Source organism: Pseudomonas sp. GW821-FHT01D09 (assembly GCF_059422465.1).
This window is the reverse complement of the sequence record NZ_JBWKWY010000002.1, coordinates 23,760-43,569: the sequence shown is the minus strand read 5'-3', so window position 1 is coordinate 43,569 and position 19,810 is coordinate 23,760. Positions and strand designations below refer to the sequence as shown.

Genomic DNA, 19,810 nt, shown 5'->3' with positions numbered 1-19,810 from the left:
TGTTTCTCATCAGGCCCTCATGGCCTGTGGGGTGGGCGAAACACGCCGGGCGTCCGGTGGCGTTTGTCATGGGTTATTCACCGAGGTAGGCACTGCGCACCTCGGGGTGGTCGAGCAATTGCGCGCTGGCGCCGCTGAGGCTGATGCGCCCGGTGTCCATCACATAGGCGCGGTCGGTCACTTGCAGCGCCAGGCGCGCATTCTGCTCCACCAGCAGCAGGGTCATGCCCTGGCGGCACACATCATCAATCACCTGGAACAGTTTTTCGACCATGATCGGCGCCAGGCCCATGGAGGGCTCGTCGAGCACCAACAACCGCGGCTTGGACAGCAGCGCACGGGCCAGGGCGAGCATCTGCTGCTCGCCGCCGGAGAGCAAGCCGGCCGATTGCTGCAAGCGCTCTTCCAGGCGCGGGAAGTGCTCGAACAACTGGCGGATTTCCAGGTTCACCTGCTGCGGGTCGCGGCGCAGGAAGGCCCCGGCCTGGAGGTTTTCCAGCACGCTCATGCGCGCAAAAATGCCGCGCCCTTCGGGCACCATGGCAATGCCCAGGGTCAGGCGCTCATGGGGTGCCAGGCTGAGGATCGAGCGCCCGGCAAAGCGGATCTGCCCCGCAGCGGCCGGCAGCAACCCGGTCAGGGCCTTGAGGCTGGAGCTTTTGCCGGCGCCATTGGCGCCGATCAGCGTCACCCGCTCGCCTTCATCAATATGCAGGTCCAGGGACTTGACCGCCTCAATGGCGCCGTAGCGCACCTTCAGGCCGTTAATCTGCAACAACGCTTCAGACATGGGCGCCGGCTCCCAGGTAGGCCTGGATCACTTGCGGGTGGCGACGCACTTCGGCCGGCGCGCCCACGGCGATCACCCGGCCATAGTCCAGCACGCTGATGCGGTCGCACACACCCATCACCAGCTTCACGTCATGCTCGATCAGCAGCAGGGTGTGGCCGTCGTCGCGGATTTTTTCCAGCAGGCTGCGCAGTTGCACTTTCTCGCTGGCATTCATCCCGGCAGCCGGCTCGTCGAGGGCTAGCAGGCGCGGTTCGGTGGCCAGGGCGCGGGCAATCTCCAGGCGCCGCTGATGGCCGTAGGACAGGCTGTCGGCGCGGTAGTGGGCAAACCCGGCCAGGCCCACATAGGCCAGCAGGCGGTGGGCGTGGGCGCGGGTCTGTGCTTCTTCCTCGCGCCCGCGCGAATGCCCGCTCAAGGCTGCCCACACGCCGTTATGGGTGCGCACATGGCGCCCGACCATGACGTTTTCCAGGGCGCTCATGGCGTTGAACAGGCGGATATTCTGGAACGTACGCGCAATGCCGGCACGGGCCACCTGGTGCACCGCCGTGGGCTGGTACTCTTCGCCGTCGAGTTGAAAGCGCCCGGAATCCGGGGTGTACAGCCCCGTCATCACATTAAAGAAGGTGGTCTTGCCGGCGCCATTGGGCCCGATCAGGCCGTAGATTTCCCCGGCCTCGATACTCAAGCTCACGTCATCGAGCGCGGCCACGCCGCCAAACTGTTTATTGACCTTCTCGATCTGCAATAACGGATGATTCAAGGTGCACCTCCTGTGCGGCTCGGCCAGAGGCCGGCGGGTCGATACAGCATCGCCAGAATCAACGCCAGGCCGTAGAACAGCTGGCGGATAATCTCCGGGTCCACCAGCACCTGGCCAAACAGCGCCTGCTGCAAGGGGCCCATGCTGGCGCGCAACGCTTCGGGCAGGGCCGCGAGCAACACGCAGCCCAGAATCACCCCGGGGATATGCCCCATGCCGCCGAGCACCACCATGGCCAACACGGCGATGGACTCATTGAGGGTGAAGGATTCCGGTGAAACAAAGCCCTGGAACGAGGCAAACAGCGCCCCGCTGATACCGCCGAACGCCGCGCCAATGGCAAATGCCAGCAGTTTCAGGCGCAGGGTATTGAGGCCCATGGCCTGGGCCGCCTCTTCGTCCTCGCGGATCGCCATCCAGGCGCGGCCGATGCGCGAACGCTGAAGGCGGATGCAGGCAAACAGGATCAGCACCACCAGCGCGGCAAACAGGTAGTAATAGAGGTAGACCGAGGGCAAGCGCAGGCCGAACAGTTCCTGGGTGCGCCCCAGGTTGACCCCCAGCAGCGTCACCGGATCGACCTGAGCGATGCCCTTGGGGCCGTTGGTGAGGTTCACCGGGCGGTCCAGGTTGCGCAGCAGGATGCGGATGATTTCACCAAAGCCCAGAGTGACGATGGCCAGGTAGTCGCCGCGCAGGCGCAGGGTCGGCGCGCCAAGGATCACGCCGAACCCGGCCGCCAGCAGCGCCGCCAGCGGCAAGATCAGCCAGATCGAGGTGTGCATGCCCTCCGGCATCAGCGCCAGCAAGGCCGGGAACTGTTGCAGCAGATGGGGCGATGACAGCAATGCCGCCAGGTAGGCGCCCACCGCGTAGAAGGCGATAAAGCCCATGTCCAGCAAACCGGCATAACCGACGACGATATTCAGGCCCAGGGCCAACATGATGTACAGCAGGGCAAAGTCCAGGGTGCGCACCCAGGTATTGCCGCCGGCATGCCCGACAATCCACGGGGCCAAGACCAGGGCCAGGGCGAACAGCAGCAACCCCAGGCTGGCGCGCTTGCTCGAAGGACTCACAGCGGTAGCCAGGCTCATGCGCGGGTCGCCAGTCGTTCGCCCAACAACCCCTGGGGCCGGAACACCAGCACCGCGATCAACACGATAAAGGCGAACACGTCCTGGTAGTTGCTGCCGAACACGCCGTTGGTGGCGGCCCCCAGGTAGCCGGTGCCGAGGGCCTCGATCAGCCCCAGCAACAGGCCGCCGAGCATGGCGCCCTTGAGGTTGCCGATGCCGCCCAGCACCGCCGCGGTAAACGCCTTGATGCCGGGCAAGAAGCCCATATAGAAATGCGCGCTGCCATAGTTGCTGGCCATCATGATGCCCGCCAGCGCGGCCAGGGCGCCGCCGATGGCGAAGGTCAGGACAATGATGCGGTTGGGGTTGATGCCCATCAGGCTCGCCACTTGCGGGTTCTCGGCCACGGCGCGCATGGCCCGGCCAAAACGCGTGCGCTCGACCAACAGCAACAGCCCGACCATCAGGCTTAACGCCACGCCAATGGTGGTCAACGCGGTGGCATTGGTCACGGCGGCATGGGTGGCGTCGCCGGCCAGTACTTCGATGGGTTCCAGGGGCAGCAATTGCGGGAACATCTGCGGGTTACGGGTCCAGACCAGCATCGCCACGGTCTGCAACAACAGCGACACGCCGATGCCACTGATCAACGGCGCCAGGCGCGGGGCGTTACGCAAGCGCCGGTAGGCAATGCGCTCGATCACCACCGCCAGCACCGCACAGAAGGCCATGGCGATCATCGCCGCCACCAGCAGCAACAGCACCGGCGGCATATCCGGCCAGGCCGCCTGCAACACCCGGATCACCGACAGGCCCACCAACGCGCCAATCATCAACACGTCGCCATGGGCAAAGTTGATGATCCGCAAAATGCCGTAGACCATGGTGTAACCCAAGGCCACTAGCGCGTAGAGACTGCCCGACAGCAAGCCGTTAAGCAGTTGCTGGATAAACGCATCCATGGGAACCATCAACTCCATACACAAAAGGCCAGCGCTCAAGGGCGTCGGCCGGAAACCAGATCGCGGAACACTAGTTATTTATTCTAAATTTATCAAATATCCGATAGGAATATTCTTATACCCTGCCAATAAAGCGCTATATACGCCAAATTAATGGCAAATACGGCACTTTCATTGCGATCAATGTTAGTATTTAATTCAACACATGAATAATTTAGAACAGTTAGCCAATGACCCACCCTTGCGTGCCGTGCGCACCTTCGAGGCCTTCGCCCGCCATGGCGGGGTGAATGCCGCCGCCCGCGAACTGGGGGTTTCGCCCTCGGCGGTCAGCCATCAGTTGCACTTGCTCGAAAGCTTCCTGCAACAACCCCTGACCCTACGCCAGGGCCGTAACCTGGGGTTGACCGAAGAAGGCCGCGAGTACTACCGGGCGATTCGCTCGGCATTCGCGGTACTGCGCAGCGCCACCGAACATGTGCGAGAAAAAAGCGCGACGCGCCAGGTCACCATCAGCCTGATCCCGATGTTCGCGACCCACCTGTTCATTCCGAACCTGCCGCAGTTCTTGAGCGCCAACCCGGCGCTGGATATCAACATCACCTACGCCAACCACCGCAGCTACCCCAGCGATGCTGCCGACCTGTCGATCCGCTTTGGCACCGGGCACTGGCCGGGCTATCACAGCGAGCCACTGATCAGCGGCGCGGTCACACCGTTTTGCAGCCGCGAGTTCCTCCAGCGCCACGGCCCTCTCGACCGCCCCCAGGCCCTCAGCGAACTGCCACTGCTGCACGACGAAGAACGCGGTACCTGGGGCCAATGGTTCGAGGCCGCCGAGGCCAACCACGCCAACTCGCACAATGGCCTGCTGCTGGAGGACGGCCAGTTGACCCTGGTCGCCACCCTCACTGGCCTTGGCTGCTCGCTGCTGCGGGCGCCGTTGGTGGCGCCACTGGTAGCCAGGGGTGAGTTGGTGCAATTGTTTGACGTGCCGGTGGACGACGGGCGCCAGTACTACTTGTGCCGCCGGGCCAACAGCGAGCTGTCGAGCGAGGGCAATAACCTGTACGACTGGATCAAGGGCCGCCTGGGCCAAACCGCCACAGACCCCGGTAGCAGGGATTTGTGACCTGAAGAATAAGGTGTTCCCTGCAAGCTGGTATGATGTCGCGCTTTGAAAAACCAGCTGTAGACCTGCGAGGAAATGCACCTTGAGTAACGACGCAAAAATAACCGGCGACCTGTTCGAGGTGGACAAGCGCCTGTCGCTCAAGCCCGTAGTGGACTTCAATAGCTACCTGCAGGCGGCCTTTGGCGAAGGCCCTTGCACCTGCGTACGCTGCGTTGCCAGCGCGGGTGACGAGAAAGGTTACGAGTATCAGCACAGCTTCAACTTCCAGGGCCAGGTGGCCCACCGGCGCTTTGCGTTGACGGCGGGCAGTGATGTGTTGCAGATGCTGAAAAAGGCCTGGTTGTCCTATACCAAGGCCGAATTGCCTGGCAGTGGCGACTTGGCGCTGGAGACGGTGAAGGCGTTTGTCGAGCCGCAGTTGCACAAGCGTTTGCTGCCGCTGTTGCTGGCCAGTGGGCTGGTCAAGGATGTCGAGGGTGCGTTGCAGCTACAGGCTGTGGCGGCCTGACAGCCAACCTGATCCTTATGTGGGAGCGGGCTTGCCCGCGATAGCGTCGTGTCAGGCAGTCAATCTGGTACTGATCCACCGTAATCGCGGGCAAGCCCGCTCCCACATTTGATCTTCGCTGCCTTACAGGGAAGCAGATGCGCACTACCTCAAACTCAGCCAAACCACTCCCGCCGTTCCTCGAAGGTGTTGACCACCATCGTCACCATCATCTGCACCGCCTGCGGATGCGCTGCCGCGGCATTGACCGCCATCCATACCTGGCGCTGCATGTCCTGGGCAAACAACCCCGGTAACGCCAGCAAGCCCCGGTCAAAGCAACTCATGTAGCGCGGCAATAACCCGATGCACGCGCTGCAACGGATCATCTCCAGCATCAACGGATACGCCTGCACCTGCACTACCCCGGCCACGCGCTGCTCCACCAGGCGGTTCCACGGCGCCAGCGCCTCGACCAAGCCGTCGGGCTGCCATTGCACCAGCATGTAGTCCGCCAAGTCATCCACACTGTCTGGCCGTGCGGCCAGGCGTGAGTAGCGCTTGGCGATATGCGGCACGTAATCCAGGCAGGCCAGCGCCTGCGGTGGGTGGGTGGCAAAACCCAGCCCCGGCTGCGGCGAGTCGACGCCCGCCAGCCACAGCACCACATCGGCCTCTACCGCCTGCAGCGCCTGCGGGCTGTCGATGCTGACAATCTCCAGGCGCACACTGGCATTGCGACGCAGCAGGGCGATCAGGTCGCGCCCGAGGATGTCATGCAAGATGGTCTCGGCCACCGCCAGGCGAATCAACGGCTGCTCCTGCACCGGCACACGCCGTTCATTGGCCAGGGTCACCAAGCGCGCCTGTAGCTGCTGGCCGTCACGGCTCAGCGCCAGGACGTTGCCCTGGTAGCTGAACAGTGAACGGCGCATCTGTTCTTCCAGCAGCGCCAGGCGTTTGCGCAGCAGGGTGGCCTTGATATTCAGGCTGCGCGCCGCCTGCATAAAGCAGCCGCAGCGGGCGCTGATCAGAAAGTAGCGCGCCACCTCCGGGTCGATGCCGGCGGCCAGGGCCAGCCAGGCTTCCCGGGGTTCGCCGGGCGCGCGGTAGGGCATCATGCCGTGGGGTGATGCGGGCTCTAGATAGTCCATGGGGAACTCCCTGTCTTATTGGGTCTGTGCATCCATGCAGTCAGTCGTTGCTATTGCAGTACCTGGTTCAGCTGCGCACCGTCGATGCTCAAGGTGGCGGTGTTGAGCATGCCTTCCAGGTAGGCCTTGGCAATCTGCTCCTGGCGCTGGGCCCGCAGGGCCTCGGTCAGGCGTGGGCGCAGTTCGTCGAGGCTGGCGGTGCGCGCCGGTTGGTGCTCGGTCAACTTAAGCACATGGAACCCCGCCGCGCTTTGCACCGCGTCCGAGACGGCGCCCGGTTTAAGGCGCGCGACCACCGTGCGCACCTCGGGCACCAGTTGCTGCAAGGGTTGCAGGCCGGTATCCCCGCCGCGCCCGGCACTGCCTGCGTCCTGGGAGTACTGGCTGGCCAACCCGGCAAATTCCGCCGGCGCGGCCTGGGCCCGGCGGCTCAGGTCCTGGGCCTGGCGCCGCACGGCCTCGGTGCCTTGCGGGCCATCCACCGCCAGGAAGATCTGGCTGACCCGGTACAACGGCGGCGTCATCCACTGCGCCTTGCCGCTGTCATAGGCCTGCTGCAACTCGGCGGCGCTGGGGTAGTCGGCCGGCACTTGGCTGACCGACAGCAGGTAGTCGCGAAACACGATCTGCTCGGTGGCGGCGCGGGTCTGCTGCTCCACCTCCGGGCGTTGTCGCCAGCCCTGGGCATCGGCTTGTTCAAGCACGGCCTTTTGCGCCAGGCGCGAGCGGATCCAGGTTTCCAGGGCGCCACGATTGGCGCGCAATTGCTCGCGGGACTCGGCCGGCAAGGTCGCCAGCAGCGCCTGCAGCTCCGCTAAGTCCACCTGTTGATTGCCCAGGCGCGCCACCGCCGGGCCATCCGGGGCGATCACCGGGGCGGGCTGCCGGGCCGGCTGCTGGGCCGCCACCGGGTCGCTGCCCGAGCGCAGGCTCAGGCCGAGGCCCACCGCCACCCCCAACAAGACCAGTGCCCCCACCACCAGGGTTGGTTTTTTCACAGTGCCGGCGCCTCTTCGCGGGTGTCGACGCCCGGTGCGTCCTGGGCCTGCAATTGCGCAGCGGTATGGCTGTATTCACGCAGGTAGACGATAAATTCCTGCAGCAGCCGGTCCCACAATTCCAGCTGGCTGCGCAGATGCAGGGCACCGACGCCCGCCACCACCACATCCATTTCCATCAGCAGGAACTCACCCTGCACCGACAACCGGGCAAAGCGCCGCGAGGCGTTCCATACCTGGGCCAGGCCTTCGGGCAGCTCGCCCTGGACCCGCAGCGCGCAGCTGTAGGTGAAATCCACATAGGCGCCCTGCTCCGCCGCCGGGTTGCCGAAGCGCACGGCAAAGCCGATGCCCTGGCTGGCGCTGAGCAGTTGCACGATGCCGTTCTGCTCGCTCTGGTTGACCCGGTAGCCGGCCTCTTGCAGCAACTCGGTGAGGCTCTGGGGGGTCACGCTGTTCATCAATTCGCTCATGTGCGTCTGGTCCTTGGTTGATCAGTGAGTAAGCGCCGCCTGGGGCGCATCAAAACGGCTGTTGTACAGCCCGTCGCCAAAGCCCTGGGCCAGTTCCTCGAACTTGACCCGCGCGCCGCTGGCGAACGGTTGGCGAATGCTCATGACCTCGGCCACGTCGATCTTTTCGTAGGCCGCGAGCAACTCCTGGGCCACGCCATACATCTGTTGATTCTTGGCTGAACATTGCTGCACTTGTGTGTCACGTTCGCTCAATTGCGCTTGCAAGCGGGCGCGTTCGGTTTCTTTGCCACGGGCCAGCACCAGCAGGTCCTCATAGGCCTTCTTGAACTTGCCGGTCTGCTCGGCACTCGCCGCCACTTGCGCCTGGGCCTGGCTGTAGAGGCTCTGCTGCTGGCCGGCCAGTTGCTCGGCCACACCCCGGGCCTTGTCCAGTTCCAGGCTCAATTGCTTGATCTGCACCTGGGCCTGCTTGGCCTGGTTTTCGGCGGCAAGCCTTGCGGCGGCGGCCTGGGCCTGCTCGCTTTGCAGCGCCTGCAATTGCGCGGTGGTGCTGCGCAGTTGAGTGCGCAGGCGCTCTTCCAGGCCTTCGGCCGAAGCGCCGGTGGCGACCAGGGCCAGGACCAGTCCGCAAATTCGCATGTTCATGGGTTTCTCCCGACGCGTCAGAAGCGCGTATTCAGTTCCAGTTGCATCACATCGACTTCAAACGGCGCGCCATATACCTCTGAGGCGCTCAGCCAACGGGCGCTGGCGTAGATGTTCTTGTCGATGCCGTAGTTGCCGCCAATGAAGTAGCCCTTGGCGTTGGTGCCCCCGAGGTGGAACGACGAGTCGTTGAAGCCGTCCGGCAAGGCATCCGGCTGGATGTACTTGTAGCCGGCCAACAGGTTCCAGTCGCCGGCCTTGTTCATCTCCAGGGCGCTGCCGAGGGTGAACTGCACCATCAGCGCATTGCCGCCACTTTCAAACTGGCCCTTGCTGTTGAGGTTGTTGACGATCTCGCCTTCGCTGCGCTTGAGCATCTCGTCCTTGTCGTAGGCCAGGTTGTGAATGAAGTTGGCCTGGCTGCGCAACTTGAAGTCCTGCGGCAGTTCGCTGTCCCACACCAGGTTCAGGTCCAGCACATCGAACTTGGAGGCCAGGCCCACGTATTGCGGTTGCGGGGTCAGGCCCGGGGTCGCCGGGTTGGCGCTGATATTGCGCAGCAGGAACACGCTGTTGCCCTTTTGCATAAAGGCCACGCGCGAGCCGTCGGTGTCGCAACCCGGCGCGCCGGCCCACGGCGAGCAAGGGCTGGAGCGCTGGCCTTCGATATCGTCGAAGCGGTAGTAGGCCAATGCACCCTTGAGGCTGTTGCTGCGGTTGATCTTCCAGTTGGCGCCGATCTGCCCGCCGAACAGCCATTTGGTGTCGCTGTCTTCCTTGTCGAAGCCGTTGCTGCTGGCAGTGTCGGAGGTGTACTCCACCGGGAACGCGCCCAGCGTGCCGAACAGGCCCCATTCGTTGCTCAGGCTGTGGTTGAAGATCGCCGCCACGCCGTCGAAGTTCAGGTCGCTGGAATACATCATGTCGGTGGAATAGAACGGGTTGGCGATCCGCCCGCCGGTCAGGGTCAGGTCCTGGGTGGCCTTCCAGGTCAGGTAGCCCTGGTCGAGCCAGATATCTTTCTTGCCAAAGCCGCCGCCCAGGGTCTGGGTGGTGGACACCGGGTTATTGTCCGAGCCGGTGCCGATGCGGATGCCGGCGGTCCACTGCGGCGCAATGATCGCCTTCATGCCCAGGCGTGCGCGCAGGCGGAACAGGTTCCCGCGGTCTTCCCGGGTGTTGAGCAAGGGCGGCAGGCGGGTGTTGGTGTCTTTATTGACATCGTAGGGGCCATTCTCGTTGAGCTTGGCGTAGTCGACGATTTCATTGCTGTTATTGCCGGAGAAAAACCGCGACTCGTCACGCAGGCGGATATCGCCGTCGAAGCTGATACGCGAGACCCAGTCCGGGAAGGTGTTGGGCTGGGCCCAGTTTTCCTGCTTGGCGGTGGCCATGACTTCGGCCTTGACCTGGTCGCGGATCTGGTCACGCACGGCGGCCGGCACGTACTGCACCCGCACATCCCCAGGGGCCGCCGCAGGCCCGGTGGCGGCCACTGTGCTCTGGCGTGCCTGCACCGCCTCTTTCTCGGCCTGGGCGATCAGCCCGTCGGCCTGTTCCTGCTTGAGCACGCCTTGCTGCACCAGCAGGCGGATCAGGTTGATCGTGGCGTTTTCCGAAGGCGCGGCCGGGGCGGCCGTTGCCTGGCCGACCAGGGTCGCGATGACCATGCCGACCGCCAGGGTCAATCGATTCACGTGGGAAATCATCTGCACACAACTCCTGTAGAAAACTGCAAAAAGGTTGGCTCACTCCGGGCGTCGGCCCTTGAGGGACAGGCGCACCGGCAACGTCAGGGAGGCCGGTGTGCGTTCTTTCAAACGGGGCGTGGCCCGCAGTGCCGCCAGCACCTGGGCGTCGGTGTCGGCATCGCCGCTGGACTGGGCCAGCTCCACCCGCGTCACCTCGCCGTCGCCGCTCAGCCACAGGTCGGCCTGCACCGCATAGGCCTTCTTGCGCAACTCCGGGTCTTCGCGCAGCAGGCGCTGGAACACCCCGGCCAGGTACTGCTTGAACGTGCCCGTGCCCAGGCCGCCCCCACCGGACCCCGCCATGCCGCCGCCCTTGCCGGCGCCGACGTTGAAACCGTCGTTACCGGCCTGGGCATCGCCGTCGATCTGCATCGGGTTGGCCAGGTCGTCGGCGGGACTCGGCGGTGCCTGCTCCTCGGGCTTGACCTCCTCCGGCGCGGGCGTGGGCTCCGGCTCCGGGATCTTTTCCTCGACCTGGGGCTCGGGCTCCTTGGGCGGCTCCGGGGGCGGCGGCGGTGGGGGCGGCAACGGGATAATCATCGGCACCTTGGGCGCTTCGCGGCGCACGCCGCTCATGTCATTGGCCCACTGCCACAAAAACCACGCGGCCACGGCGCCCACCAGCAGGCCGGCGCCCCACTTCAGCGGGCGCAGCGGCGACTGTTTCACCGGCGTGGGCGGGATCGGCATCTGTGCGGTCATGATGGTTTGCCAGTGACCAGGCCGACCTGGGACAGCTCCAGGCGGCGCAGCAGATCGAGCACCTCGATGACCTTCTGGTACTGCACCGTGGCGTCGCCGCGCACGATCACCGGGAATTCCGGGTTCAGGGCCTTCTCGATGCGCAGGCGCTCTTCCAGTTCCCCCAGGGTCACCGGGTAGGCGTCGAGGAACACCTGGCCGCCATCATTCACCGAGATCGCCTTGGTCTTGGCCTCGGACAACGACACCGAGGCACTGGCCTTGGGCAAGTGGATCTGGATCCCCGAGACCTGGGCCGTGGCGGTGAGGATAAACATCACCAGCACCACCATCAGCACGTCCACCAGGGGCGTGATATTGATGCTGTCGACGGCGGCATCGTCGTCATCGTCGTGGGAGGCATTCACAGAAGCCATACGGGTTCTCCTCAGGCCGGTACGTGGGCGGGCTGGACGCGCCGATGCGCGGCCTCGCTGGACTGGCTCTCGCCGTGCATCTCGGCCAGGCGGGTGATGAACTCATCGACGAACACCCGCATATCGGCACTGACTTCCTTGTTGCGGGTAATCAGGCGGTTGTAGCCAAACAGCGCGGGGATCGCGACGAACAGGCCCATGGCGGTGGCCAGCAAGGCGGCGGCCATGCCCGGGGCGATCGCATTGATGTTGACGTCGCCGGCCATGGCCGTGCCGAGGAACACCACCATGATCCCCAGCACGGTGCCGAGCAGGCCGATGTACGGGCCGCCGGCAATGGCGTTGGACAGGGTCGAGAGTTTGGCACTGAGCTGCTGGTTTTCCCGGGTGCGCACGCCGTCCATGGAGCAGCGGATGGCTTCGATGGTGGCCGCCGAGACCGAGCTGGTGTCGGCGCCCTGGGCGCGGCGGGTGCGGATCTCCTGGACCGCGACGCGGTACAGGCGCCATAACGACGAGTGGCTGAGGCGCTCGGCCAGGACCTGGTCGTCGTAGTACATCTCCAGGCGGGTGCCGATCTGCGCGAATTGCTCGCGGAAGATCTCGTTGGCACTGCTGACCCGGCTGACCATGCGGTTCTTGCGGATCATGATGACCCACGACTGGACCATCATCGCCACCAGCACCAGGATGATCACCCAGGCATCAATGGGCACGGCCTTGAGCAAAAAGCCCAGGCTGCCGAACCCAAAGCCCGACTGTTCCTCGTCCACGCCATAGGCCAGCAGTTTCGACTCCGACCCCTGGGCACTGGCATCGGCCAACAACACCCCCGCCGGGCGGGCGACCTTGGACAGGCGCAACTCGTCCAGAGCCCCGGCAAAGGGCAGCAGGCCGCTGGTGGCGTCCGGCAGGTCGGCGCCGATGGCCAGTTGCGAGTTGAATGCCGGCATCGCCAACGCCAGGGTCGCGGTTTCGTGGCCGTTGACATACAGGGTCACGCTATTGCCAGCGGCGGTGAATGCCAGGTGTTGCCATTGGCCGGGGTTCAGCGGCTGGCTCGAGACTGCGCGCTGGCCGTCGATTTCGACAAACGGCGTGCCCTGGTTCAAGCCCAGCAGCAGGCTGGCGCTGCCTTCGCGCCGGGCCAGCACCACTTGCTCGCCACCGGCCTGGTCCAGACGCAGCCAGGCGCTGAAGGTAAAGGCGCCGCTGGCGGTGTGTTGCAGCGACGGGCTGGCCGGCAACAACAACGGCTGGCCGCTGAACTGCAAGGCCCGCCCGATCACACCGTCGACACTCGCCCCGGTGGCGTTCAGCGCAGTGTTGCCATAGGCCGTGGTGTCACGGGCCGGCGTGCCGTTGGCGCCATCGAAATGGTAGAGCGCGGTGTAGCTCGGATCGAACGTCAGTTGGCCGTTGCCGGTCGCCGGGGCCTTGTCGTTGCCGTAGTACATCCACAGGTCCTGGCGCTGGCCGCCTTCGACCTTGGGCACATCGACCCAGATCAACGCCATGCCCATCAGCGGGTCGAAACTCTCGATCTGGTGATTGAACACAGTCTTGTCGTCGGCGCTGACAAAGCGCAGGTCGGCCCCGTCTTCCTTGACCCCGTCAAAGGTGAAGTTGCCGGTGTGCAGGCGCACCAGCAAGGCGGTACGGCCCAGCGCCTGATTGATCGCGGCGCCTTGGGGGGTGGTGTCCACCGAAATCTGCTTGCGGTAGTGCCAGTCGTCCTGCCACCAGGCATGGGCGGTGGCCGGGAGCGCGAAGCCCAGGCAGATCAACAGGCTCAGGAATAGGCGTTGCATGTGAAGGGTTCTCCGGGAAAAAGGGTCAGAAAGTCGCCTGCACACTGAAGTGCAGTCGCGAGTCCTGTTTCTGGGTGTTCGGTCCATCGAGCAGCGGGTAGCCCCAATCCAGGCTGCCGGACAGCCACTTGCTCAAACTGGCGCGGGTGCCGAGGCCGACGCTGGCCAGGCTGTATTCGTCTTCCTGCTCGGGCAGCGGGTCTTGCAGGCGCAGGCGTGCGCCTTCGGCGAAGGCGTAGAAGCGCCACTCCTGCACATAGCTGCCGAGGAACTTGGCCAGGGACGGCGTGCGCAGTTCCTGGGACAGCAAGTAGCCTTCATCCCCGGTGCGCTCGGCGGCCAGGTAGCCACGGATCGACGTGGCGCCACCGGCCGAATACTGCTCGTTGGAGACCAGCGGGCCAGAGGCCAGTTGGAACGCGGTCTTGGTCGCCGATTGCCAGTCGCCGGTGAAGGTGTAGGTGTAATTGAGGTCGCCCTTGAGCACGGCAAAGCTGGGGCTGGCCTTATCGCGCTTGTATTGGAATTCTTCGGCGTCGCTGCCGTAGCCAAAAAACGCACGGGTGCCCACCACCAGGTTCAGGCCCAGGCCCAGTTGCGCCTGTTCGGTGTAGCGGTAGCCGTTGTAGCCGAAGGTCAGTGGCGCGTATTTGAGCGGGATCTGGTCGCGGCTGGCGCCGAACTGCATCTGCTCCTCGAAGTCCTTGAAGTCCACGCCCACCGACAGTGAGTTGGCCCAGGCGCCACTGGCCGGCAGGTTGTAGATCGCCGCCACACCGTAGGAGTGGCCCTTGCCCAACACGTTGCTGCCGCCGATGGTGGCGATATTGCTGTCGGACTGGTAACCGGAAAACTGCAGCGTCCAGCGCTCGTTGAGCGGCGCGCTGTAGGCACCCGACCAGACCTTGGCGTTTGCGCTGTCCTGGGGCGCGGTGAAATAGGTCAGGGACACGCTGTGGCCCAGTTGCCAGAGGTTGTCGTAGCCCAGGGTCGCGACGCTGCGCAGCTTCTCGGTGTCGGCGCTGTAGTCGTTGTTCAGGCCGAGGCTGGCGTGCCAGGGGTTCTGGTCTTCGACTTGCAGGTCCACATCCATGGTGCCGGGGCGCTGGCCCTCGCGCACCAGCGGTGTGACCTGGCGCCCGGCGCCGCGATTGAGGCCGGCGAGCTGGGTCTGCACCGTGGCAAAATCCGGCACCGCCCCCTCCTTCAGCGCCGAAACTTCTTCGCGGATCTCTACCGGCGAATAGTGCTTGGCCCCCACCACCCGCACTCGGCCGACCTTGGTCTCGCTGACTTGCAGGTAGACGATGCCGTCATCGACCTTCTGCTCGGGCAATTCCACAAACACCGACTGATAACCGCGCGCCTGGTAGATCTTCTGCAAGGCATCGCGGGCGCCTTCGATGTCGCTCAAGGTCTTTTGCGGGCCCAGGAATGGGTACACCGCCTCTTCGATCGCCCGGGCGTCGAGCACCGTATTGCCGCGTACAAAGTACTCATTGACGTCCACCCGCCGCACCGCGGCCTCGGACGCGCCACCTGGCTCATCGGCTGATACCGGCAGCGCCAGTGTCAGCCAGCACAGCGCCAACGTTGATTTGAACAGATGCGTCACACCGCCCCCTGGATTACTGGAATGGTTGGCCTTCACGCTTGTTGGCACAGCGTTTGGCCGACTCAATTGCTGGATGTCGAGGTATGGGCATGCCGTGCCAGCCAGGTGTGCATCAGCGCGAAGTTCAAGGAGAACTCCGGCATGTGCAGCAAGGCGCCACAGAACACTTCACCGATGATTTTCTGGATCAATTGCACCGCCCGTGGGTTGCCCAGGAGCGTGGCGATATCCCGTTGCAGCACATGGATGCCCCACACCCGTTGGGTCAGGTCGAGGCCGACGAACCAGCGGAACAGCAGGTTGTAGTTGAGCTGTTCATGCAGTTGCTGTTCGCTGGGCACCGAATAGAGCAGTTGCAGCAGCAGGATCTGCAACACCGTGCGCGGGGCGATCAGCATGCCGGGCTCGGCACTCAGGGCCTGCAACAGGTCGCGGTGCTGGTCGAGCACCTCGTCGATCTGCGGGCGTAGCAACACCAGGGAATGGCCGGCAGGTATATAGCTGGACACTTCTTTCAAGGCGCCCTGCCAGTCGTCCTGGGACACGATCCAGACCCAGGGCGCGCCATAGCGATACACCGAGACCGGCTTCTTGCGCGCGGCCTCGACAATCTTTGACAGGCGCTGGTCGAGCTCCTGCATGCCTACTTTCGAGTAGCGTTCCATAGTTCCCATCCGCCCCACTCCTGGCCTGTGTCGCGCGCTTGAACGCGTTACATAGGCAAGACGGGGGCACGGGAGGACTACCGAACTTTTGTCATAAAAGCTTCATTCGCCAGGCTGGATTGTCAGGCGCTACACCTCCTGCAACGGCAGTTCATAAGACTTCTTCACCGTGCGCACCACCAGCGTCGACGAATAGGTGCGGATCGGAATATCGCGGTAAGTGTCCAGGAACCGATAGATATACTCGGTGTACTCCGTGGCATCGCGAAACTTGGCCACCATCACAAAATCAAACTCCCCGGTCATCAGGTAGCAGTCCTGTATCTCCGGGTGGTTGACCAGGATGTGCTGCATCTTGCGATCAATGTCGTTGCTGTCCTTGTCGAGCTTGATCAAAAAGAATGCCGTGACCTGGATCCCCAGCTTTTTCTCATCCAGCACCGCCACTTTGGCCTTGATGATTCCCGCGCTCTCCAGGCGTCGGATGCGCCGGTAGCAACTGGTCGAGGACAGCCCCACGCTGTCGCTGAGCAGGTCCAGGCTCTGGGTGCAATCCTTCTGCAATTTGCCGAGAATTTTCAAATCCATGGCGTCTGTCATTATTTCCACTTCTTCCTTGAGAAAACTGCAATGAATCCGCCGTAACAGGGGGCCAATTTGCACAAATCCTGCGCAGTGGCCCGTTACTATCAATTCCAGCTTAGCAGCCCCGCAAGATCCAGCATGGGGGCGCATGAGAGGGATCTTATGATAGTCGCGAAACCGACATGGACCGCTGATATCCAAGGGCTTTTCACCGCGCCTTACTGGATACCGCCCGCCGACCGCGCCAAGGTCGCAGGTTCGTGGGTGCGGTGCATGAATGCCTACGACGTGTTCCTGGAAGACCCCGATTCGGTCAAGACCTGGTCCGAAACCATCTACCAGCACCTGGCTTCGCGCAACATGCCGCTGACCCTGGATGACCGGCAGTTCTGGCCCATCGACGCCCTGGAAACCTTGCGTTTGTGGGTCAACCAAGGCTGGCGCCTGAACAGCTTTTCGCCGTTCGATATCGCCGAGCGCATTCCACCACCGGACCTGCCGCACCCGGTCAAGCGCGTGCGCCAAGACATCCGCGCCTTGAGCCAGGAACAACTGGACCTGTACCGCGCACGGCTCGACGACGTGATGCAGATCGGCAACCCGGACAGTGGCTCGCCGTGGCAGCGCTATGCCTATATCCACACCAACTGGTGCCTGCATTACCAAGAGGCCTTTGCCCTGTGGCATCGCGCTTACCTGCTGTACCTGGAGGCGTTGATCGACTGCCCGATCCCGTATTGGGACTGGATGGCCGAAGACGCCAGTGTCGATGGCAGCCCCCAGGCCGGCCTGCCCCAGGCCTTCCTCGATGAAACCTATGTGCACCCGCACAACGGCGAAGTGCGGCGCAACCCGTTGCGGTATGCGGCGGCCAAGGATGGTCGCTCGAAGGTCTGTGCAGCGGGCAATGTCGAAGGTGTGGACTGCCAGTTTGTGCAGCGCAACCCGCTGTTCTACACCCAGGGCGACGAACAACGTGCCAAGCGCACCCAGCTGTATGGCATGAGCCGGATTTTCCAGCAGCAGGTGGTGGATGCCTTGACGTTCAAGACCTTCAGCCAGCCCCAGGGCGTGCCGGGGTATCCCTGGGCCAATATCACGGTGTTCGATCCGCCGCAACAGGACGCGCTGTACCCCAACCGCACGCTGAATTTCGATGGCCTGTACGAGCAGCCCCACGACAACTATCACGGCTGGATCGGCGGCGATATGGCCGACAACGCCTACACCGCGTTTGATCCGGTGTTCTGCTCCTATCACGCCAATATCGACCGTGTGCTGGAGATCTGGATCCGCGCCAACCCGGCGGCGCAGTACACCACCCAGTGCCTGCTCCAGCCGTTTGCCGGCAGCCAGGCCGAGACGGTCACGTTCACCAGTGCCGATGCCTGGCGCTATACCACTTTGGGCGATATGGCCCAGGACAGCCGGCATATCGGCTACGACTACGCCACCCCGGTGGCGCCGCCGTTCGGTGCACGGCGCGCCAGCGCGAACGCGTGCTGCCCGCACAGTGCCGCACCGGCCCAGGAGCAGGCCCAGGCCAGCGGCCCGTGGGTAGTGTTCGACCATGTGCGCTGCACCCACGACACCTACCTGATCGATGTGTTCCTCAACCAACCCGACGCCACCCCCCAACAGGCCAGCGCTGATAACCCGCACTACGTTGGGCGCTTCAGCCGCATCGGCATGGGCCTGGTGGACGACAAGGACCGTTGCATCACCCAGGGCGTGTGCCGTGCGCTGAATGCCGCGCGCAGTGCCACGGCGTTGCACCTGGGCCCTACGGATGCCGTGCAGTTGAGCCTGCTGGTCACCCATCTCGATAGTGCCCGGGTATTGGCGCCGCAAGAGTACGCGCCGCTGCCTGGCTTTATCGCCCAACTGGTGTGGGACGACCCACGCCAGACCGTTGCCGACCCTCCCCCGAGTGCCGGTTGCTGCTCCGTTTCTACCCCCCATGGAGATCTGACATGAGCACGCCCTTCAAGCAATTCACGTCCCCCGCTGGGCAAGCGCCAAAGGACTACAACAAGCTGGGTCTGGAAAACCAGTTGCCGCAATTTGAAACCGATTGGAACAACGACATCACCGGCTGGACCGAAGCTGCGATCATCGGCAACCCGTGGTCGGGCCTGAACGACGCGCCGCGCTCGGCCTATTACAACCCGCTGGTCGAGGGCTATGGCGACACCACCCTGCCAGCGATTACCTGGCAACCCTTTCCCAACCGGCTGTGGACCTTTTTCTACGACAGCGGCAAGGCGGTGGTTCCGCAACTGGGTGGCAAGGCCATGACCCTGCAACAGGTCATGGAGCTGACCGACAACGGCCAGATCACCCTCAACAACACCCTCTACACCCTGTACGACCCGGACAAGAAAGGCACCCTGCTGCAATTGCCGGTGACCCGTTGCCCGACTATCGACTGGAACGGCAAATACAAGGACTTCTCGCCCTCGGGGCCACGGGGCTGGCTGGATGAATACTGCGAGTGGTCGATTGTGCGCGATACCAATGGCCACATGCGCAAGATCACGTTCACCAGCGAAAACCCGGCGTATTTCCTGGCCATGTGGCGCATCGATCCGAATGCCGTGCTGGGGCTGTACCGCGACTACATCGACCCGGCCGTACAACTGGAAGACCTGTACCTGCGCTACACCAGCAAATGCAAGACCGGCAACCCCGGTGACGTCGTGATTGACCCGACCACGGGCCTGCCGGCCTACGACACCGTCAACAAATGGAACGCCGGCACCGCCTGTACCCCTGGGAAGTTCGGCGGCGCAATGCACCTGACCTCCGGCCCCAACACCCTCAGCGCCGAGGTGTACCTGGCGGCGGCGGCCACGATCATGCGGCCCCTGCAAAGCAGCCAGACCCCTCAGGCCCTGATCTGCTGCGCGCAATATGGGCAGAACTATCGCAACTCCGACCCGCATATCGGCTTTGCCGCCAATGGCGCGACCAATGATGGGACCCCACCCAGCCGTATCTCCCTGACCAACCCTATCGCCCTGTACCTGCAACAACCGACCAATTTCAATGCCTGGAAAGGCCCACAAGGCCAGGATGTGAGCCAGTACTGGCGGATTACCCGTGGCACCGCCAAATCGGCGGCCAACGGCTCCGACCAGATCCTGCAGGCGGTGTTCGAGGTGCCGGAAAGTGCGGGGTTCTCGATCAATGACATCACCATCAACGGCCAGGCCGTGAGCTATGTCTGGGTGATTGCCCAGCAACTGCTGGTGGGCCTGAGTGTCACCACCATGCCGAGCACCGCGCAACAGCAATCGTCTTGCGTGCAGGACCGGGTCAATGGCCTGCAACCCTGGCCGGTGCAGCTGTTGCCGGTGGACCTGTTCTACGGCCTGTCGCCCACCGACCTGCCGGCCTGGCTGGCCCCTGGCAGCAGCGGGCAGTTCGCGCTGGTGGTCCAAGGCGCCGACCTCAAGACCACCCCCGCCACCGCACGGGTACAGTTCAGCAACCCCGGGGTGACGGCGCAGATCGAGGAGTTCTGGCCCGATGCCACGGCCATTCCCGGCCAGACCAACGCGGGCGGCACCCAGTGTTACATCATGACCATCACCGTTGCTGCGGACGCTGCACCGGGGCTGGTGACGGTACGCGCGCTCAACCCGGGCGAGGCGGATAACGTCAGCGCGGCGGACCATCCATGGGAGTCCGGGCTGGCGCTGGTGCCTTCCACTTAAGGGCAAACACCATGCCCTGCAGGCGCTGGCTTGCCGGCGCCTGCAGAACGGCTA

19 protein-coding genes are annotated in these 19,810 nt (G+C 63.9%); 4 read left to right on the top strand and 15 right to left on the bottom strand.

Going from position 1 to position 19,810, the window contains the following annotated elements:
• Nucleotides 1-73: 73 nt before the first annotated feature.
• Genes AC07W7_RS02875 through AC07W7_RS02860 form a run of 4 tightly spaced genes read right to left on the bottom strand, consistent with a single transcriptional unit; the run spans nt 74 to nt 3,597 of the window.
• Nucleotides 74-790 carry an ABC transporter ATP-binding protein gene (locus AC07W7_RS02875; protein WP_099168259.1) on the bottom strand — a complete coding sequence of 239 codons (717 nt, stop codon included), beginning with the start codon at nt 788-790 and terminating at the stop codon, nt 74-76.
• A complete protein-coding gene (locus AC07W7_RS02870; RefSeq protein ID WP_099168260.1) occupies nt 783-1,556 on the bottom strand; it encodes an ABC transporter ATP-binding protein in 774 nt (257 codons plus the stop codon). The genes AC07W7_RS02875 and AC07W7_RS02870 overlap by 8 nt, the downstream gene beginning before the upstream one ends.
• Nucleotides 1,553-2,653 carry an ABC transporter permease subunit gene (locus AC07W7_RS02865; protein WP_099168261.1) on the bottom strand — a complete coding sequence of 367 codons (1,101 nt, stop codon included), beginning with the start codon at nt 2,651-2,653 and terminating at the stop codon, nt 1,553-1,555. Before AC07W7_RS02865 ends, AC07W7_RS02870 begins: the two co-directional genes overlap by 4 nt.
• Nucleotides 2,650-3,597 (bottom strand): branched-chain amino acid ABC transporter permease, encoded by a 948-nt coding sequence (locus tag AC07W7_RS02860; RefSeq protein WP_099168262.1) that lies wholly within the window; start codon nt 3,595-3,597, stop codon nt 2,650-2,652. The genes AC07W7_RS02865 and AC07W7_RS02860 overlap by 4 nt, the downstream gene beginning before the upstream one ends.
• 205 nt (nt 3,598-3,802) lie before the next feature.
• Between AC07W7_RS02860 and AC07W7_RS02855 the strand changes: the two genes are divergently transcribed.
• On the top strand, nt 3,803-4,729 hold the full coding sequence (locus AC07W7_RS02855) for a LysR substrate-binding domain-containing protein (RefSeq protein WP_495038635.1): 927 nt from the start codon (nt 3,803-3,805) through the stop codon (nt 4,727-4,729).
• Between the two features lie 82 nt (nt 4,730-4,811).
• Nucleotides 4,812-5,240, top strand: coding sequence for a hypothetical protein (locus AC07W7_RS02850; protein ID WP_099168264.1), 429 nt, complete (start codon nt 4,812-4,814; stop codon nt 5,238-5,240).
• A 155-nt stretch (nt 5,241-5,395) separates the two neighbouring features.
• On the opposite strand, the gene AC07W7_RS02845 is transcribed toward AC07W7_RS02850, so the two are convergent.
• The 11 genes from AC07W7_RS02845 to AC07W7_RS02795 all read right to left on the bottom strand — a co-directional run bounded on the left by AC07W7_RS02845 (nt 5,396) and on the right by AC07W7_RS02795 (nt 16,040).
• Nucleotides 5,396-6,373, bottom strand: a complete 978-nt coding sequence (locus AC07W7_RS02845; RefSeq protein WP_495038634.1) for a LysR substrate-binding domain-containing protein — start codon at nt 6,371-6,373, stop codon at nt 5,396-5,398.
• Between the two features lie 50 nt (nt 6,374-6,423).
• On the bottom strand, nt 6,424-7,371 hold the full coding sequence (locus tag AC07W7_RS02840) for a peptidylprolyl isomerase (RefSeq protein WP_495038633.1): 948 nt from the start codon (nt 7,369-7,371) through the stop codon (nt 6,424-6,426).
• Nucleotides 7,368-7,844 (bottom strand): YbjN domain-containing protein, encoded by a 477-nt coding sequence (locus AC07W7_RS02835; RefSeq protein ID WP_099168267.1) that lies wholly within the window; start codon nt 7,842-7,844, stop codon nt 7,368-7,370. The genes AC07W7_RS02840 and AC07W7_RS02835 overlap by 4 nt, the downstream gene beginning before the upstream one ends.
• 21 nt (nt 7,845-7,865) lie before the next feature.
• Nucleotides 7,866-8,492, bottom strand: a complete 627-nt coding sequence (locus AC07W7_RS02830) for a DNA repair protein (protein ID WP_495038632.1) — start codon at nt 8,490-8,492, stop codon at nt 7,866-7,868.
• Nucleotides 8,493-8,509: 17 nt separating this feature from the next.
• Complete coding sequence (locus tag AC07W7_RS02825; RefSeq protein ID WP_495038631.1) at nt 8,510-10,201, bottom strand: putative porin; 1,692 nt, start codon at nt 10,199-10,201, stop codon at nt 8,510-8,512.
• A 39-nt stretch (nt 10,202-10,240) separates the two neighbouring features.
• A complete protein-coding gene (locus tag AC07W7_RS02820; protein WP_169866737.1) occupies nt 10,241-10,945 on the bottom strand; it encodes an energy transducer TonB family protein in 705 nt (234 codons plus the stop codon).
• Nucleotides 10,942-11,361: an ExbD/TolR family protein gene (locus AC07W7_RS02815; protein ID WP_169866736.1), complete on the bottom strand. Its 420-nt coding sequence runs from the start codon at nt 11,359-11,361 to the stop codon at nt 10,942-10,944. The genes AC07W7_RS02820 and AC07W7_RS02815 overlap by 4 nt, the downstream gene beginning before the upstream one ends.
• 11 nt (nt 11,362-11,372) lie before the next feature.
• A complete protein-coding gene (locus tag AC07W7_RS02810) occupies nt 11,373-13,172 on the bottom strand; it encodes a DUF2341 domain-containing protein (RefSeq protein WP_099168272.1) in 1,800 nt (599 codons plus the stop codon).
• Between the two features lie 25 nt (nt 13,173-13,197).
• A complete protein-coding gene (locus AC07W7_RS02805) occupies nt 13,198-14,787 on the bottom strand; it encodes a ShlB/FhaC/HecB family hemolysin secretion/activation protein (protein ID WP_495038630.1) in 1,590 nt (529 codons plus the stop codon).
• A 62-nt stretch (nt 14,788-14,849) separates the two neighbouring features.
• Entirely contained in the window at nt 14,850-15,452 is a 603-nt protein-coding gene (locus tag AC07W7_RS02800; protein ID WP_099168274.1) for a transposase, read from the bottom strand.
• Between the two features lie 129 nt (nt 15,453-15,581).
• Entirely contained in the window at nt 15,582-16,040 is a 459-nt protein-coding gene (locus AC07W7_RS02795) for an Lrp/AsnC family transcriptional regulator (RefSeq protein ID WP_099168275.1), read from the bottom strand.
• A 159-nt stretch (nt 16,041-16,199) separates the two neighbouring features.
• Here AC07W7_RS02795 and AC07W7_RS02790 point away from each other — a divergent pair, with 159 nt between their 5' ends.
• Nucleotides 16,200-18,014, top strand: coding sequence for a tyrosinase family protein (locus tag AC07W7_RS02790; RefSeq protein ID WP_495038629.1), 1,815 nt, complete (start codon nt 16,200-16,202; stop codon nt 18,012-18,014).
• Nucleotides 18,011-19,756: a DUF8225 domain-containing protein gene (locus AC07W7_RS02785; RefSeq protein ID WP_495038628.1), complete on the top strand. Its 1,746-nt coding sequence runs from the start codon at nt 18,011-18,013 to the stop codon at nt 19,754-19,756. The genes AC07W7_RS02790 and AC07W7_RS02785 overlap by 4 nt, the downstream gene beginning before the upstream one ends.
• Nucleotides 19,757-19,810 lie beyond the last annotated feature (54 nt).